Below are 15,679 nucleotides of genomic sequence, written 5' to 3' on the forward strand. Positions count from 1 at the left end.
ATGCAGACCACGTCGAGCGTGATGCCCCAGGTATCCTCGCCCATCGAGGATTCGATTGTTGGTGTTGTAGACCTCCGTTCAAGATCCCGCACGAATGCCTATTGTTCACTTGGGCGCTTTTTATTCGCCGGCACAAACCGTGTGGGGATGGTGCCGGAGACCGAAACCGCAACTGTCTTGGAGCTCGCGACAGCATCGATCCCCATCGCAGTCACCTGCACACTGTATGCTCCGGACTTGGTGTAGGTGTGTTGCACTTTCATCCCGTCTAATGTAACTCCATCGCCGAAATCCCAGTGGTATGTCAGCACCGGCTCCTCCGTAGACGTTCCCTCGGCGCTGAAATCAATTGTTTCTCCTGCTTTTGCTGAGGCTGCCGCATGCACTTCAAACGCGGGCGCCGCAGCAGCAACAGCCTTGTCGATCAGTTTGTACATTCGAACCGAATGCGGAGGCTCGACAAGATTCATCTTTTCGGCTGAAGCATCGCAGCAGGGTTTATCGTCGAACACTTCCGTGATCTGGTAGGCACCTGGCTCCTTCAAACCGAGAGCCTTGAAATCTATGGACCGCGTGCGCTCCTCTTCTGTCCAATTGAAAATGGTAAGAATAGACTGGCGCTTATCCTCCTTCAGCAGAAAGACACTGGGCTGCTTGTCGGCCTGCTCATAGGTCATCAGGTCGACGGGAAGGGACGAATGGCCCAGGCGAGCCATATTGATCAGGTCGGTATTTTTTACCAGAGCCAATCTCTCCGGGGATGATCCGAGGGTGGGCAGATCGTCACCAAGCTCAAACATGCCTCCGGACACAGCGGCCAGCGCGATCGATACCTTTGCCTCGTCGTGCGTGAGAGGATGCCGGCCTCCGTGCCATGAGTGATCATCCACGGTCTGGGAAGAGACCGTGAACGCATCGGGATCCGCGACAAAGAAATTGCGGTTCATGTAGTAGCGCGCTGCGATGCCGGAAGCAGCATCACGGCTGGCATCGAATGTGTGCCCGGTATCCTGAGAGATGCGCCCCGCGTCCACGATCCCAACAGGATTGAGCATTGGACTGCCATCCTTATCTAGAACCGTGTCTTCTCCGACCGCGCTACGGATGACCTCAAGGCCAATCCGCTGCGCTTCCAAGGCGGTTGTATTCGGACGATAGTAGGCCCCTTCGACCGCCGTGTCATCCATAAAGTCCATCTTGATAAAACGAACACCCCAGTCGTGGAGCGTGCTATACGTCTGCTTGAGATAGTTCTGCGCTCCCGGGTTGGTCGTATCCAGCACATACAGGGGATCGTTGTGGTCTGTCACATAACCAATATGAATCAACTCGCCTGCGGCGTTGTGCAGCAGCCAGTCCTTGTGGTTCTGATAAACCGACGCGCGGTCGGAGACTTCGTACGGGGCGGTCCAGAGGCCAAAGATGAGGCCATTGCGCCGTACCTCTCCGCCAATATATTCCAATCCACGCGGAAACAAGTTGACATCGGGTGTTGTGTACTCGCCGCGCGCGTATTGGTATCCTTCATCGATCTGGTAGTAGATATACCCGCTGGGCTTTAGGTTCTCGCTGAGCCATTGCGCTGTTGTAACAGCGGCTCCCTGGTTGAGACCAAAGTAATACGCAGTCCAACTCCACCATCCGATCGGTGTCGGCGTATTCACTCGAGCCTTGTGCAGCAACCCCGCCGCGCGCCCATAGTGCTCCAACTGTGCGTGGTAGTCGGAGCCGACAGAGAACATGAGGCGCTCCGATGAAAGGCTATCTCCGGAGTGAACAGGAAGGCTCAGACTTACTTGCTCAGAGGCAGGCGATTGCCTGAGCGATTCGCCTTTCATGATTTCCGTTGTGCCCGTTGCCACTGCTTCATACGAGAGAATCTTCGTGTCGCCGCCAGCCGGTTGCTCTTTGAGATGGAAGATGGTTAAGAGCCGGTCGGACGTCAGTGCGCCAAGGAACAGGCTCTGGCCGCTGTCCCGGTTAAAGATGAGCTGGCTTTGCACCGCCCTATGCACTCCGTGTGGGCCGTCGGCCAGGTCGCGAATCGCGAGTTGAGGCCGATCCTCACTATAACTGTCCGACAGGATGCGGTCCGCCGACGCGGGACCATTCAGATTGATGACCGGACCGCCCGCAGCGTGAAGAGTGCGAATTGCCTGAACAGAGATGGTTTGGCTCGTGGTATTAACCACCTTGACTTCAATCTCGCCCCACGCCTGGTCGTGATACAGCTTGAAAGTACACACCAGATCCGGTGCACCTGCGAGGCTCGTATGTGTGACCGTGAGCTGCGTTCCCGAACCGAATTCGTCGTGAAAATCCGACCGCGCCGTCTTATGCTGCGGGTAGGCAGACGATTGCATCAGACGGCCGTCTACGTCGGCTTCCACACCAGACCGCAGCACAGGATCGGGAATTCCAGACCGTACAATGGAGTATGAACCGTCTGCGTTGATGCGTACCGACAACTCCTTCCCCTGGATCGAGGCCAATTCCCCTGGCCCGCTGTGATCGGTCGGCTGCTCCTGCATGTTTGCATACGCCTGGCTTCCAAGAGCCATCGCGGCCGCAACGAGCAGCACGCACATTTTTCGGCTATTCCATTGGTTCACTTGAACTCCTTCATTCTTCGCAGACAAATCACAAAGGGCGCCGGCATTGGTTTGCCAGCATTAAGAACAGGGCTCCAAGGATGAAAAGCCGCGAGCTCAACGCCCAACATCCCAAGGACTATTAATAGATAGCCAAGGCTCCTCGGTTCTCAAAACATTTCATTGACAACTTCAATTGAACAGCCCTGACGCGCCCATCACTTGGGTCAAGCGTACATTATCAATTTTCGTACCGTTTCAATTATGATCATATATAGCAAATTTCAAACGTCATCATGTTTCGCTATATTACGAATCGAATACTTTTGTGTCAATCGAGATTTTTGAGGCCCCCGAGTATCGCGGGACGATCTGCCTCCGAAAGGAAGGAGGAACGGCACGATGGAAGAGACGCCCTGCACAACTGAAGTTCCCGAGACTTGCCCTACAAGCATCTAAAAATCTGTCCAAAACTAATGGAGGAAATACCGGAAGGCATAGGCCTGGGGTAGCGGTTGCATGAGTTTGGTCTCATGTAGAGGAACGATTTGGCGGAAGTGCAGTACGCCACCCTTGAGCCACTGCTGAAAGGATCGTCGAAACGCACCTTCGCGAAGCTCAACTGGTCACGCCGCCTCTCCAAAGACTATGGAAATATGTCATGAGCTCCGAGGAAACCATGACCTATATCGCCTTCGCTTATCAAATGCTGCGACGTTCAACCTATTTCTTGGACAAGTTCTTAGGGCACCCGAGCACTCCTCCAGCACGATTACCTCTGCCTACGGGGAACCGGGTGGTCGAGCATGCGAAACTATTCCAGGATTGGCGGCGGATCATTTCGCGCTGAAAGTCCGTAATCGTGGTTTCGAAAAGCACAAAGTGAAAGTATTGACGGTTGCGCAACACACATATATTCTTACGTAAGGCTTCGACTTCGATTTATTCGCACGAAAACATAATTTTCGATGCTTTGAAGTTGACTCGACCTAAGGAACGGAGTTTTACATGGCAGAGCTTCCCAGCGTGCACGTAGAGAGCACCACCCACGGCACCCCCATCTACACACTCCCGGAGATTCTTCGACAGCCCCTCCTTTGGCCCACCACGCTTGAACGGGTTCTCTTAGCATCCGAAAAGATGCAACTGCCGGCCAGACTTTGCAATGCAGGCATCCTTGTGACTGGAGCGGGAACATCTGCCTACGCGGCCAGCGCGGTTGCGGCGGCTTGGCATAACGCATCGGCCATTCCTACGACTGACTTTCTATTGGATTCGAATCGTCATCTGGCGGACGTGGGGGCAGTGATCTCACTGGCTCGGTCGGGCAACAGTCCAGAAAGCGTCGCTGTCGTAGAGCGAATTCGAGAGATGAGGCCAGACATTTTGCAGTTTGCAATTGTCTGCAATGAAGATGGAGCCTTGTCTTACTCGGGTCTGGATGGGCTCATCGTGCTTGATCCGCGGACGAATGACCAAAGCCTTGTGATGACCAGTTCGTTTTCCAATCTGGTTCTTGCCGGACTAGCTTTGGCGCAACCTGATTCTGTGCCGGCAGCAGTTGAAGTTTTCAGCAAACGCGCGGCCGAATTGCTGCCCGAGATCGATGGCGTCTGCCGGCTTGTGGCAGATCGTGCACGAGACCGGATCGTGATGCTGTCCTCCCCACCATTGCTTGGCTGGGGCCGGGAAGCGGGACTCAAAACCCTGGAGATGACTGCCGGGGGCTTTCCTGTGGCCACCGAAACGTACCTCGGGCTTCGTCATGGTCCTATGTCCTTTGTCAAACGTGACACGTTGGTGATGTGCCTGCTATCCAGCGATCCGGTCCGGCGCCGCTACGAAGTGGACCTCATTCATGAACTTCGTACAAAAAAGATCGGATACCTGGTCGGAATCGCCGATCCCCGCGAATCTGGGGATTTATTCGACGAAGTCATCCCCTCCATCGCTCCAGAAGCGAACGACGATTTGCGTACGCCGTTTGAGATACTTGGCCCTCAACTTCTGGGCTATTACCTGAGTTTGCGAATCGGGTTAAATCCCGATAACCCCAGCCCGGACGGAGTCATCAACCGCGTGGTTCAAGGTGTGAAGATTTATCACGAGGCTTCCTCATCAAGGTAGAAGTTCGCCGACGAGTGAACGTCGAGGATGCCATAGCTGCCGCGCAAGAGCTCAGGCCATCAGTCCGTGGATTTGCGCGAGAGAACCGCCGAATTGATACCCGATCCAGGGAAGTCTGCTCTCCTACACGAATATCCCCTAGTCCCTACAGATTGCCGTCTCATCTTCGTTTCCAAGATTGCATTTCGCGAAGAAAATTACGCTGATTCCTGTGAAAATTTTCTTGACAAGCGCTTCGCTCAATCGTATTCATGGTGAAGATACTCCCGACGCGTATTGGGATTCAGTGCCGGTTATAGTACGTGCCGTTCCATGACATTTCCAAACTTACTCACCCGCCAAGGAGTCAAGGTGACTGAAGCAAGTAGCCCGGCAAAGTATTACCAGGTTGGAACGGCAACGGTCGAAGTACATCCCAACCGTTACGCAGCCGGTGCAGCTGCTGCGCAGGCAGCGAGCAAGGCGTTGATTGAGTTAGCGAAAGCTCATAATTCGATAGGAGTTATATTCGCGACCGGGGCCTCGCAGTTTGAGATTCTCAATGAGCTCACTCGACTTACAGATATACCCTGGGATCAGATTCACGGCTTTCATATGGATGAGTATGTGAATCTGCCCGCGGATCATCCTGCCTCTTTCCGCCGCTATCTCCGCGAAAGATTGACGGGCAAGGTGAGGATGAAAGAGTTTTCTGAAATTGATGGAAACTCGCCGGACCCGGAACAGACAAGCCAGAACTATGCCGCCAAGCTTCGGCTCGCCGATCCGCAAGTATGCTTTCTCGGTATTGGAGAAAATGGCCACCTTGCCTTCAACGATCCCCCGGTGGCAGATTTCACCGATCCTCTCGATGCCAAGATTGTTGTGCTCGATGCCCTCTGCCGCCAGCAGCAAATGGCAGAGGGATGGTTTCCTAATGTGGAGCAGGTTCCGGCCCGCGCGATAACACTTACGATTCCAACGCTGCTGCGCGTTCCAAAACTGATCGTATCGGTTCCGGGTATACGCAAAGCAATGATTGTGCGCCGCGCCTTGGAAGAAGCCATCTCCACGGAGTGCCCCGCCACGATCCTCCGCACTCGCCCGGATACGACAATATATTTAGACTTGGAATCGGCCAGCGAACTAGATGACGTACTTCTCTCCCGATAACAACAGCGAAGAACGGACCTCAGCCCATTTTGACGGTGAATACAATCAGGCTTGTTTCCACCGCTCTCGACTTATTCGCAGTTATCAATCGAGGTCCTAGCTCCTCGATTTGCGTGATGCGGCGACAACCGGAATATTGGCGGAAGCGGAGATCGCCCGGCATGAGTCTCTTTTGATAAGTTCGGTAGGCAGAGTTATCTGCTGGCGGTGTTGACCGGGATTGGCAATCCTGTTCAGCAGCACTTCCACCATCTGTTTGCCCAATTGCTCAGGAAACTCGCGGATGGTCGTCAAGGCAGGGTACAACCAGGGACCAACGGTATCATCGCAACCTACTACACTGATGTCGCCCGGGATCTCCAGGCCGCTGTCGCGCAGCCCCTTATACACACCATGTGCTGTTGGGTCATTCCCCGCGAAGATAGCCGTTACCTGTTCGCCTTTAGCCAGTAAAGACTTTGTCCCGAGATAGCCGATATCGGTCTCGTCTTCTGAATCCATAGTGCTGTGGCGAGGCTGCAAATGCGCTTCTTCCATTGCGCGCCGATAGCCCTCGTAGCACCGGGCGAACCAGGGAAGACGAAGATTGCCCACGAACCAGATATGGCGGTGCCCTAAGCCTATGAGGTAGCGTGTAGCGTCCAACCCACCTTGGATATCATCGGAGAAGACTACGTCGTAATTGGAATGCTCAACCTCTTCCATCAAGTTATTGCCGAAGACCACGAAAGGAACACCTTTTGAGGTAAGTAATTCGAGAAGGTTTGCGGAGTTTGTGCCCGCCAGAATCACTCCACGAACAATGTCGCGCCGTTGAACGACGTTCGGCAAGTGGAGATCCTTACCAGGGACACTTGCCGGGTAATTGAGCGATTGGAAGATCAATTCCCAGTTATGCGAAGCACAGACCGCCTCAGCTCCAAGAATGACGCTGGAGTGAAATGCGTGGTGCTTGACACGATTACTGAGGAGAATTGCCAGAGCCTTGGTTTTATTTCGTTGAGAAAAGTCGACATCAAGATCGGCCGCGGCCGCAAGTACGCTTTTGCGGATGCCAGCATCGACGGTGTGGCTCCCATTCAGAACCCGGGAAACCGTGGAAATACTTACCTGTGCTGCGGAAGCAATCTCTCGCAGGCCGAATTTTTTCTTCCTTGAAACCGCGTCGGTCATGCGACTCCATGACCCACGCCCCGGTACTTCCCGATCTCGTTCATGACTAAGATGGTCCTTTCCCAAGTGCGCAGGAAAACCGGGCTCGCCGACTTGAGACCACGATACCAGATAATTTTCACGAAAAGCAAAGACCGGCACTTCTTGCGTATATAGACCTTTGTTTAAGGACCAACATAGGCAGGATGTGCGCTCTCCAAAAGGCTCTTGCGCAGGCCCGAGCTGTTGCTCCAGATTTTGACCGTCACCTCAGATGGAAAGAAGTGGCCATCGAGCGGACTCTTGCATTCCCTCCACTTAGAGAAATTTCGACGATATTCGGAAATTTCTCTTGCTTTCAAATATTTTCATGTGCTACTGTCCGTTCATGATGCGGTCGTACTGTGTACACAAGTGGCTACGCTGATGAGATTGCGCTGCACAATCAGACCCTTCCCTTTCCTTTGAGATTTTCCGCACCACCCTGCGATCCAAAAACCGGGAGTTGATTGCAATGGCTGAAAACGCAAGAAAAGAAATCGATCGCCGCACATTTGTGAAGCAGGCTGGAGTCACGATGCTGGCTGCAGGCATGAGTGCTCAATCCTATGCGCGCATTCTCGGCGCCAACGATCGCATTCGCCTGGGCCAACTCGGCTGCGGTGACCGGAGCCAGGGACATGTGCACATGGTGACGCTTGCCTCCAAGCAGATGCCGGTTGAAGTGGTTGCAGTTTGCGATCTGTGGAGCATGGCACGGGAGCACCGCGCGGCCCAGGTGAAAAAGGCGTTCAATGTTGAACCGCAAAGCTTCAAGTACTCCGAAGAGATGCTGGCGTTGAAGGACCTTGACGGAGTGATGATTGCCACGGGCGACTTCCAGCATGCCAAGCTGTGTGCCGAAGTGGTGAAGGCCGGAAAGGATTGCTACGTTGAAAAGCCCTTTGCGAACGTACTCTCCGAGGCCATTGAGACGCGCAACATCGTCAGGCAATCCAAACAAATTGTGCAGATGGGAACACAGCATCGCAGCCAGCCCTATCCGCTTGCAGTAAGGGACATCATTCGTTCGGGACGCATCGGAAAGATCGTACACGTTGAGCAGGAATGGAATGTCAATGAAGAGCGGTGGAGATTCACTCGGTCGGACACTGGCTATTCCAGAGAGATGTTGATGGACGTCAACATGGAGTGGAAGCAATGGCTCAATGGCCGGACATCGCATCTGAAAGAAGACGATACGGATTGGAAGCGGTGGCTGCTGGGTAAGCCTGATCGTCCATTTGATCCCCATGTCTATCTTGAATTCAGGCTGTATAAAGACTTTTCGTCGGGAATCTTCGATCAGTGGCTTAGCCATGGCTGCGACCTGGTGCATCTGTGGACGGACGAGGCCTATCCGGAGAGCGTGGTTGCCAACGGCGGAATCTTCGCATGGAACGATGGACGGGAAAATCCGGATACTGCCGTGACGGCAATCGTCTATCCGAAGGGCTTTCTCTACACGTACAAGACGATCTTCGGAAACAGCTATCGCAGCTTTTCGCGAATTGATGGACGAGATGGCACGATCGAGAATTACGGCGGCGAGGGCGCGTCGCTGTTTATGGTTACGCGCGAAGGGGGTAGGCAGGAGTTCGATCCATTCGACGTTGGGCCGGCGTACAAAAGTCTTCCCATCGTTGGACCCGCGAAAGACGGCGGAGAAATTGTCCAGGTTCCCGGAGCGCCGGCGCCGACCTCACTGGGTCCGGACGATGATGACGTAGTTCATCTGGTGAACTGGTTGCAGTCGATGCAGACGCGGAGCCAGCCCAACGCCACCGTCGAACATGGATTCTCGCATTCGCTTATCTGCATCATGGCGACACAATCTTACTGGAGCGGTAGGAAGCTGTATTGGGATTCGAAGAACGAGCAAATTGTCGATCATCCGGTTGGAGCTTCCACTGCCTGATCGACGAATGCCTGGTCTACATAGCAACGAGGCGGCATCCACCCGGATTCTTGAGTGAGGTAGTGGCATAGCGAGATGCAATGAATGCTGAAAATGTGGCAGTGGAGGTTGACGCGTCGCAGAAGCCGCGCGGCAGAGGGAGCGTGCGATGGTGGATTGTTTGGACGCTGTTCCTTTCTACGGTAACCAATTACATCAGCCGGCAGACGTTCTCCGTGTTGGCACCGCTGATCACGGCGCAATACCACTTGACGCATACAGACCTATCCAAGATTCTTGGCGCGTTTCAGATCTCGTATGCTCTCACGTGGCTGCTTGGCGGCATCTTTCTTGACGCTGTGGGCACGCGCCTCGGGCTTGCTCTTGCTGTCGTCTTCTGGTCGGTGATCAACATCCTCACTGGCTTCGCCAGCTCCGTTTTCGGCTTTGCGGCTTTTCGATTTCTACTCGGCATAGGCGAAGGGTTCAACTGGCCCGGAGCCAGCAAGACCGTTGCGGAGTGGTTCCCTAGCCAGGAACGCAGCCTTGCCGTGGCCATCTTTGATAGCGGCTCCAGTGTCGGCGGAGCCGTGGCTGCGTTCGTGATTCCTCTCATAGCGTTGGCCTTTGGCTGGCGTTCCGCCTTCTTTTTCTCCGGCGCTCTGGGCTTTGTCTGGCTGGCGCTCTGGTTGCGCGTCTACCATCCGTTAGACCGTCATCCAAGGGTCACGAAGGACGAAGTGGCACTCATCCGCGCGGGCCAAGACGCGCCTTCCACCTCTGCGGAACGCGGAGTGCAACGGTGGCTCACGTTAGCGCGCAATCGCAACGTCTGGGGCATTGTGCTGGGGCGTGCACTCACTGATCCTATCTGGTGGTTCTATGTCTTTTGGCTTCCGCAATATCTCAGTGATGCACGCGGATTCAGCCTGCAGCGCATCGCCCTTTTTGCGTGGATACCTTTTATCGCCGCCGATCTTGGCAACTTCACGGGAGGCTGGATTTCAGGCTACTGCATTCGCCGCGGCGTCTCGGTGCTGCGTGCCCGCACCTGGGTATGCGTCGTCAGTTGCCTGCCGATTCTTGCGGGGATTCCTGCTGCCTCTGTACACAGCGTCTATTTTGCATTGGGGCTGATCTGTTTCGCACTGTGGGGCTACGCAAGTTGGTCGACCATGGGTCTCACTCTACCCTCCGATCTGTTTCCCCAGGACGTGGTGGCCACGGTAACCGGGGTAAGCGGGCTGGCAGCTGGGCTGGTGGGCGCGGCCTTCACATTTGCCGTCGGCATCCTGGTCGATCGCTTTTCTTATGCGCCAGCGTTTCTGGTTGCCGGTCTGATGCCGATTCTGGCAACTGCTTGTTTGTTGCTGCTGGTTCGCGCTCCAGCCAGCGCTGCTGGTCCGATTGCGCTGAAGAGCTAACCGGGCTGCCGTCGCGAAAATGCGCTGCACCTGGCGCTACCTCTACGCGCCGCCTCCATGATCATGACCGATGACAATGAGATTGGGTAGCGCAACAGACTCGAAATGATGATGGATTCATCTGAAAGTGGCGTATGGGAGTGACGTTATGGAACGAAAGGATCTGACCCGCATGCATTGCTACGCACAAGCTGTACTTTGCCTCACCTGTTTTGCGTTGCCCTTCGCGGCTTCCGCCCAAGTGGATGTTCTTACCAATCACAATAATCATGAGCGAACGGGCACGAATCTGCACGAGACGGTTCTTACGCCCGCCAACGTCAACGCAGCAAAGTTCGGTATGCTTTTCAAACGCGTGGTGGACGATCAGCTGTACGCACAGCCATTGTTGGTAACGAATGTGAAGATAGGCGGCGGGTGGCACAATGTCGTCTATGTAACGACCGTCAATAACAGCGTGTATGCTTTCGACGCGAACGATCCGAAGGCCACCGTCCCCTTCTGGCATGTCAACTTCGGAACGCCAGCCAATTTGAACGACGCGGATTTCGGCTGCACGGACATCAACGGCAGCATGGGCATCATCGGCACTCCGGTGATCGATGAGAAAAAAACAACCCTGTACGTCGTCGCGTTGACGAAAGCAGGTGGCCAGTTCAGCCAACGTCTCCATGCCCTGGACCTTGCCACCGGAGCTGATCTCGCCCATAGCCCTGTTCCCATTGCAGCTCACGGGTTTGATCCGCTGCTGCAAAACCAGCGGCCTGCACTCTTCCTTTCCGGCGGCAATGTGCTCATTTGCTACGCGTCGCACTGCGACAAGGACCCGTATCATGGATTCCTGATAAGCTACGACGCGGCCTCGCTCACCCAGAACGGCGTGTTTAACACATCGCCCGGAGGGAGCGAAGCGAGCATCTGGCAATCCGGCCAGGCGCCCGCCGTCGATGACAAGGGGAACATCTATTTCATCACCGGAAACGGCAGCTGGAACGGGACTACACAATTCAGCGAGAGCTTCATCAAGCTCGATCCGCACCTCCGTCTGCTGGACTGGTTCACACCCACTAACCATTTTGAATTGGATAAGAACGACAACGATCTCAACTCCTCGGGAGCTGTCTTGATTCCGGGAACGCACCTGGTGATTGGCGGCGGAAAAGAGGGCGTGCTCTATGTTATCGACACCGAGCACTTTGGCCACTTAGGCGATCAGCACGCCGTGCAGCACTTTCCCGCGACGAGTTCCCATCTGCATAGCATGGTCTATTGGAAGAGCGCCAAGAACGGCAACGTGCTTTACCTCTGGGGTCAGCGGGACAGGGCTCGTGCCTATCGGCTCAGCGGCAACAAGTTTGACGAGACGCCGTTCATGATTCGGCCGGACAAGAACGATGGCCATCCCGGAGCCATGCTTTCCCTGTCCGCCAACGGCGACAAGGATGGCATTCTGTGGGCCGCGATTCATGCCACCGGCGATTCATGGAACGAGTCGCGCCCCGGCATTCTGCATGCCTACGATGCGGACGACATCAATCACGAGCTTTGGAATTCTCTCGAGAACCCGGCGCGCGACGACTGCAACAACTACTCCAAGATGTCTCCGCCCACCGTGGCTAATGGGAAAGTGTACCTAGCCAGCTTTGGCACGGCGAACGTTGGGACCGGACAGCTGTGCGTGTACGGATTGCTTCCCAACGGCTCTGCGCCGGATGCGCCGGCCAACGTCCACGCCGCGCTCCAAGGCAGATTCATCAGCCTCACATGGAGTCCAGTAGCACAGGCCAGAACGTACATCATTGAGAGTTCGCAGGCAGGAGCCACGCAAATCATTGCGTCCGGACTAACACGGCCGGAGTTTACCGATCCGGTTGCCGACTTGGGAACAAAAACTTATTGGGTTCGCGCAGTCAACGCCAATGGTGAAAGCGTGCCTTCGGCGCCTGCTACTGTTGACGTTGAGCACGCGCCCCATCCACGACACAAGCATTGAGGAGAGCGCCGGCGAATCACCGCGCTCTCCTTCCGGTTATGCATGGCTGGCGATGGGAGATATGTTTCGCTGCATCCACTTACCTTGAGTGAAGTCTGGGAAATCGACCGGCGCACTGCCACGGCTTACGGAACTCACGCTGAGCGGTCCCACTGCAGACCAGGAAGCGGCATCATACACATCCATATCCGGCGGCAGACCCTCGCGCACGCATTGCAGCAGGCGGTAGAGCATGATGAAGTCCATACCGCCATGCCCGCCCAGCTTTGCCGCGAGCTGGCCCTCTTTCACCCAAAGCGGATGCGCATATTGCTTCCACGACTCAATCGGCATATAGGACTCGTCCTTGTTTTGGCCGTCAAGGTAAATGCGTGGTGGGTAGTCTTGAAAGATGCCTTTCGATCCGGCAATCAAATTGATGCGATCGTAGGGATGCGGCGTGGCGACAGCGTGCTTGACGGTGATGGTGAGTCCCTTCGCGGTCTTGATGAGCGACGTGTTCATGTCGCCAGTCACGTAGCGCTCCTCCAGGCGCGGATCGCCCGGATGCAGATGCTCCTTGCGGTATTGATCGAGGCCTCGCTGCGGCGAGCTCATCGAAACGATGTAGCCAAAACGATCGCCGCGCTGCATATTCATGTAGTTCGCTACCGGTCCAAGACCGTGGCTGGGATACAAGTTACCGTCGCGCATAGTATGTTCGGCTCGACGCCACAGGCCTTCCCCTTTATCGGAAAATAGCTCTTCTCGAAGATCGTGTAGGTATGCGCCTTCTCCGTAGAGAAGATCGCCAAACTTGCCATCGCGAATCATACGCAGAATCAGCGTCTCGTTGTAGCCGTAGCAGCAGTTCTCCAACATCATGCAGTGCTTGCGCGTCTGTTCCGATGTTTCGACGATCTTCCAGCATTCCGCGAGCGTCACCACGCCTGGTACTTCAATGCACACGTCCTTGCCATGCTTCATGGCGGCAATCGCCATCTCTGCATGCCAGCTCCAAGGAGTTGCAACCAGCACCAAGTCGATGTCGTCTTTGGCAAGCATGGCTTCGTAGGCATCCGGATCATCCGCAAAAATCTGCGGCTTGGCCTGCCCGGCCTTGACCACCAACGATGCGGCATGTTCGGCATGGTCGCGGATCAGATCACACAACGCAACCACCTGGCCATCGGCTGCAAGTAGATTCTCCAGCAAATTTGTGCCGCGCCCACCGGTGCCGATAAAGGCGACCCGCGGGTTTCGCTTGTCAAACGGTACGTCGATCATGGTCCGGGACGTGGTAGCTTCGTCCGCATTGGCATGAGCTGAATTCATTGCGCCGAGCACAACCGCGCTGGCCGCGCCCATCTGAACGAACCTGCGTCTGCTCCACGATCCCAATCCAAGGTTCTGCTCGTCAGAATTCATTCCTTCATCCTCGGTCCTGATTTTGGCAGGCTCGTCTTCAGCAGCTCTGCGTGGTTCGGGTTGACACTGCGTAGCGCAGTGCGAAGGCAACGTCCAGGGAGTGCAGACAGATACGGATCTGCGGAAACGCGGAATCATTCAGGTTGCGTGTTCGATGCGTCAATCCGTAAGTATCCGGAAATACCGTAAGAATTCGCAACGTTTGAACTTGGACATGAGATTAGGGGATGAAGTTGCCCATGTCAAGACATTCATTCATCCGCAGACAAATTATGTGGGGGCCGCCTGCGGGCGGGGACCCTGCTCCGAGTTTCTTCATAACGATAATATTTTTATCAACTTACACCGAGTGGCTCCTCTGACGACGGCTGACCTCTAATCCTGAATAATGCCGTTTCGAAAGGCGGGATACCTGGCTGGGGTGAAAGTAGGATGGCCCGGAATTCCGCGGTTGCAGAAAGGGTTCAACCCGGCACACTCGTGCGCGAGCGCCAAAAATAGAAATTAAATAGGTCAGATTCGAAAGATAATGATACTTTTATATCGCTTCCCATATCGATAGACATCAGCTGCCTGAAAATTTGGCCATGGGAGAAACTTTCGTGATTCAGGAGCAAAAAGTGCAGCGAAACATCGCGGTGGACGCCTACCGCGGCTTCGTCATGCTGCTGATGATGGCGGAAGTCCTTCAGTTTGCCCACGTAGCTCTATCGTTCCCGAACAGCTTGCTGTGGCGAATCCTGGCCTTCAACCAATCCCACGTCGAGTGGGTGGGCATGAGTCTCCATGACACGATCCAGCCTTCCTTTACCTTCCTGGTCGGAGTTGCCCTTCCCTACTCGCTGCGAAGTCGGCAGAAGAAAGGCACCTCTTTCGCACGCATGCTCGGCCATACTATCTGGCGTAGTTTTCTGCTTATCGCGCTGGGAATCTTCTTACGGTCCACACATAGCCCCATCACTTATTTCACCTTCGAAGACACCCTGACGCAGATTGGTCTCGGCTACACTTTTGCTTTTCTGTTGACGTTCGCTCATCCGCGCTGGCAATGGACGGCATTGGCAGCGATCCTGTTCGGCTACTGGTTGGCATGGGCTCTTTATCCAGCGCCGGGTCCGAATTTCAACTACGCGGCGGTGGGTGTGCCGGACAACTGGCATCAACACCTCCTCACCGGTTTTGCAGCGCATTGGAATATGAACAGCAACTTCGGCCAGGCCTTCGATGTCTGGTTCCTGAACCTGTTTCCCCGCACCAGTCGGTTTCTGTACAACGACGGCGGCTATCTTACCCTGAGTTTCATTCCGACGCTGGCCACGATGCTGCTGGGGGTTGCCGCGGGACGCTGGTCGCTGGCGGCATCGCCGGCAATTCCAATGCGGAAGTTCCTGGTGGCAGGCGCTGCTTTCATGGCTGCCGGCCTGTTGTTCCACTTTACCGGGGTTTGCCCCATTGTGAAGCGGGTCTGGACGCCTTCATGGACGCTGTTCAGCGGCGGCGTGTGCTTCTTCTATCTGGCTGCCTTTTCGTGGGTCATCGAAATCAAGAAACAGCGTGGCCTTGCATTCCCGCTTGTCGTGATCGGCATGAACTCCATCGCCGCGTATCTGATTGCTCACCTCTGTGAGGAATTTGTTGAGAGCAGCATCCGCATCAATCTAGAGGCCGGCTTTTTGAATATGCTGGGAAGCGCCCTCGAGCCGATCGTTCTTGGAACTCTCACCCTGGGAATCTACTGGCTCATGCTGTTCTGGATGTATCGCAAGAAGCTCTTTATTCGAATCTAGCTCGATGTCGACACGAGCAAACGGGCAGTCTGATTTCAGCAGCAGCGATGCACGCTGAATACAGACTGCCCGCTTCGGCGCTGCGGACACGCGACTGCGTCACGCCAGTC

General features: G+C 55.1%; 9 protein-coding genes. 6 read left to right on the forward strand and 3 right to left on the reverse strand.

Features of this window, described 5'->3' with window-relative positions; translation table 11 throughout:
* Window positions 1-98 precede the first annotated feature (98 nt).
* Entirely contained in the window at window positions 99-2,582 is a 2,484-nt protein-coding gene (locus RBB77_RS17470) for a PKD domain-containing protein (RefSeq protein ID WP_353063015.1), read from the reverse strand.
* 1,017 nt (window positions 2,583-3,599) lie between these two features.
* Between RBB77_RS17470 and RBB77_RS17475 the strand changes: the two genes are divergently transcribed.
* A complete protein-coding gene (locus tag RBB77_RS17475; RefSeq protein ID WP_353063016.1) occupies window positions 3,600-4,718 on the forward strand; it encodes an SIS domain-containing protein in 1,119 nt (372 codons plus the stop codon).
* A 351-nt stretch (window positions 4,719-5,069) separates the two neighbouring features.
* Window positions 5,070-5,870 carry a 6-phosphogluconolactonase gene (locus tag RBB77_RS17480; RefSeq protein ID WP_353063017.1) on the forward strand — a complete coding sequence of 267 codons (801 nt, stop codon included), beginning with the start codon at window positions 5,070-5,072 and terminating at the stop codon, window positions 5,868-5,870.
* A gap of 96 nt (window positions 5,871-5,966) precedes the next feature.
* Here RBB77_RS17480 and RBB77_RS17485 read toward each other — a convergent pair whose 3' ends face one another.
* The gene (locus RBB77_RS17485; RefSeq protein ID WP_353063018.1) at window positions 5,967-7,043 is read right to left on the reverse strand and encodes a LacI family DNA-binding transcriptional regulator; all 1,077 of its coding nucleotides are present in this window, start codon (window positions 7,041-7,043) and stop codon (window positions 5,967-5,969) included.
* A 493-nt stretch (window positions 7,044-7,536) separates the two neighbouring features.
* Between RBB77_RS17485 and RBB77_RS17490 the strand changes: the two genes are divergently transcribed.
* From RBB77_RS17490 to RBB77_RS17500, 3 genes are all read left to right on the forward strand, one after another.
* A complete protein-coding gene (locus RBB77_RS17490) occupies window positions 7,537-8,979 on the forward strand; it encodes a Gfo/Idh/MocA family protein (RefSeq protein ID WP_353063019.1) in 1,443 nt (480 codons plus the stop codon).
* Between the two features lie 80 nt (window positions 8,980-9,059).
* Window positions 9,060-10,382 carry an MFS transporter gene (locus RBB77_RS17495; protein WP_353063020.1) on the forward strand — a complete coding sequence of 441 codons (1,323 nt, stop codon included), beginning with the start codon at window positions 9,060-9,062 and terminating at the stop codon, window positions 10,380-10,382.
* A gap of 148 nt (window positions 10,383-10,530) precedes the next feature.
* A complete protein-coding gene (locus RBB77_RS17500; RefSeq protein WP_353063021.1) occupies window positions 10,531-12,375 on the forward strand; it encodes a fibronectin type III domain-containing protein in 1,845 nt (614 codons plus the stop codon).
* 36 nt (window positions 12,376-12,411) lie between these two features.
* On the opposite strand, the gene RBB77_RS17505 is transcribed toward RBB77_RS17500, so the two are convergent.
* The gene (locus RBB77_RS17505) at window positions 12,412-13,782 is read right to left on the reverse strand and encodes a Gfo/Idh/MocA family protein (protein WP_353063022.1); all 1,371 of its coding nucleotides are present in this window, start codon (window positions 13,780-13,782) and stop codon (window positions 12,412-12,414) included.
* Window positions 13,783-14,369: 587 nt separating this feature from the next.
* Here RBB77_RS17505 and RBB77_RS17510 point away from each other — a divergent pair.
* Entirely contained in the window at window positions 14,370-15,569 is a 1,200-nt protein-coding gene (locus RBB77_RS17510; RefSeq protein ID WP_353063023.1) for an acyltransferase family protein, read from the forward strand.
* Window positions 15,570-15,679: the final 110 nt, after the last annotated feature.

Origin of the sequence: Tunturibacter psychrotolerans (genome assembly GCF_040359615.1) — a bacterium.
GTDB classification, from domain to species: Bacteria; Acidobacteriota; Terriglobia; order Terriglobales; family Acidobacteriaceae; genus Edaphobacter; species Edaphobacter psychrotolerans.

Bases quoted from the DNA above. Each gene is read 5' to 3' on its own strand.
- RBB77_RS17475 (WP_353063016.1), top strand. From the start codon at position 3,600: ATGGCAGAGCTTCCCAGCGTGCACGTAGAGAGCACCACCCACGGCACC.
- RBB77_RS17485 (WP_353063018.1), bottom strand. From the start codon at position 7,043: ATGACCGACGCGGTTTCAAGGAAGAAAAAATTCGGCCTGCGAGAGATT.
- RBB77_RS17490 (WP_353063019.1), top strand. From the start codon at position 7,537: ATGGCTGAAAACGCAAGAAAAGAAATCGATCGCCGCACATTTGTGAAG.
- RBB77_RS17495 (WP_353063020.1), top strand. From the start codon at position 9,060: ATGAATGCTGAAAATGTGGCAGTGGAGGTTGACGCGTCGCAGAAGCCG.
- RBB77_RS17500 (WP_353063021.1), top strand. From the start codon at position 10,531: ATGGAACGAAAGGATCTGACCCGCATGCATTGCTACGCACAAGCTGTA.
- RBB77_RS17505 (WP_353063022.1), bottom strand. From the start codon at position 13,782: ATGAATTCTGACGAGCAGAACCTTGGATTGGGATCGTGGAGCAGACGC.
- RBB77_RS17510 (WP_353063023.1), top strand. From the start codon at position 14,370: ATGGGAGAAACTTTCGTGATTCAGGAGCAAAAAGTGCAGCGAAACATC.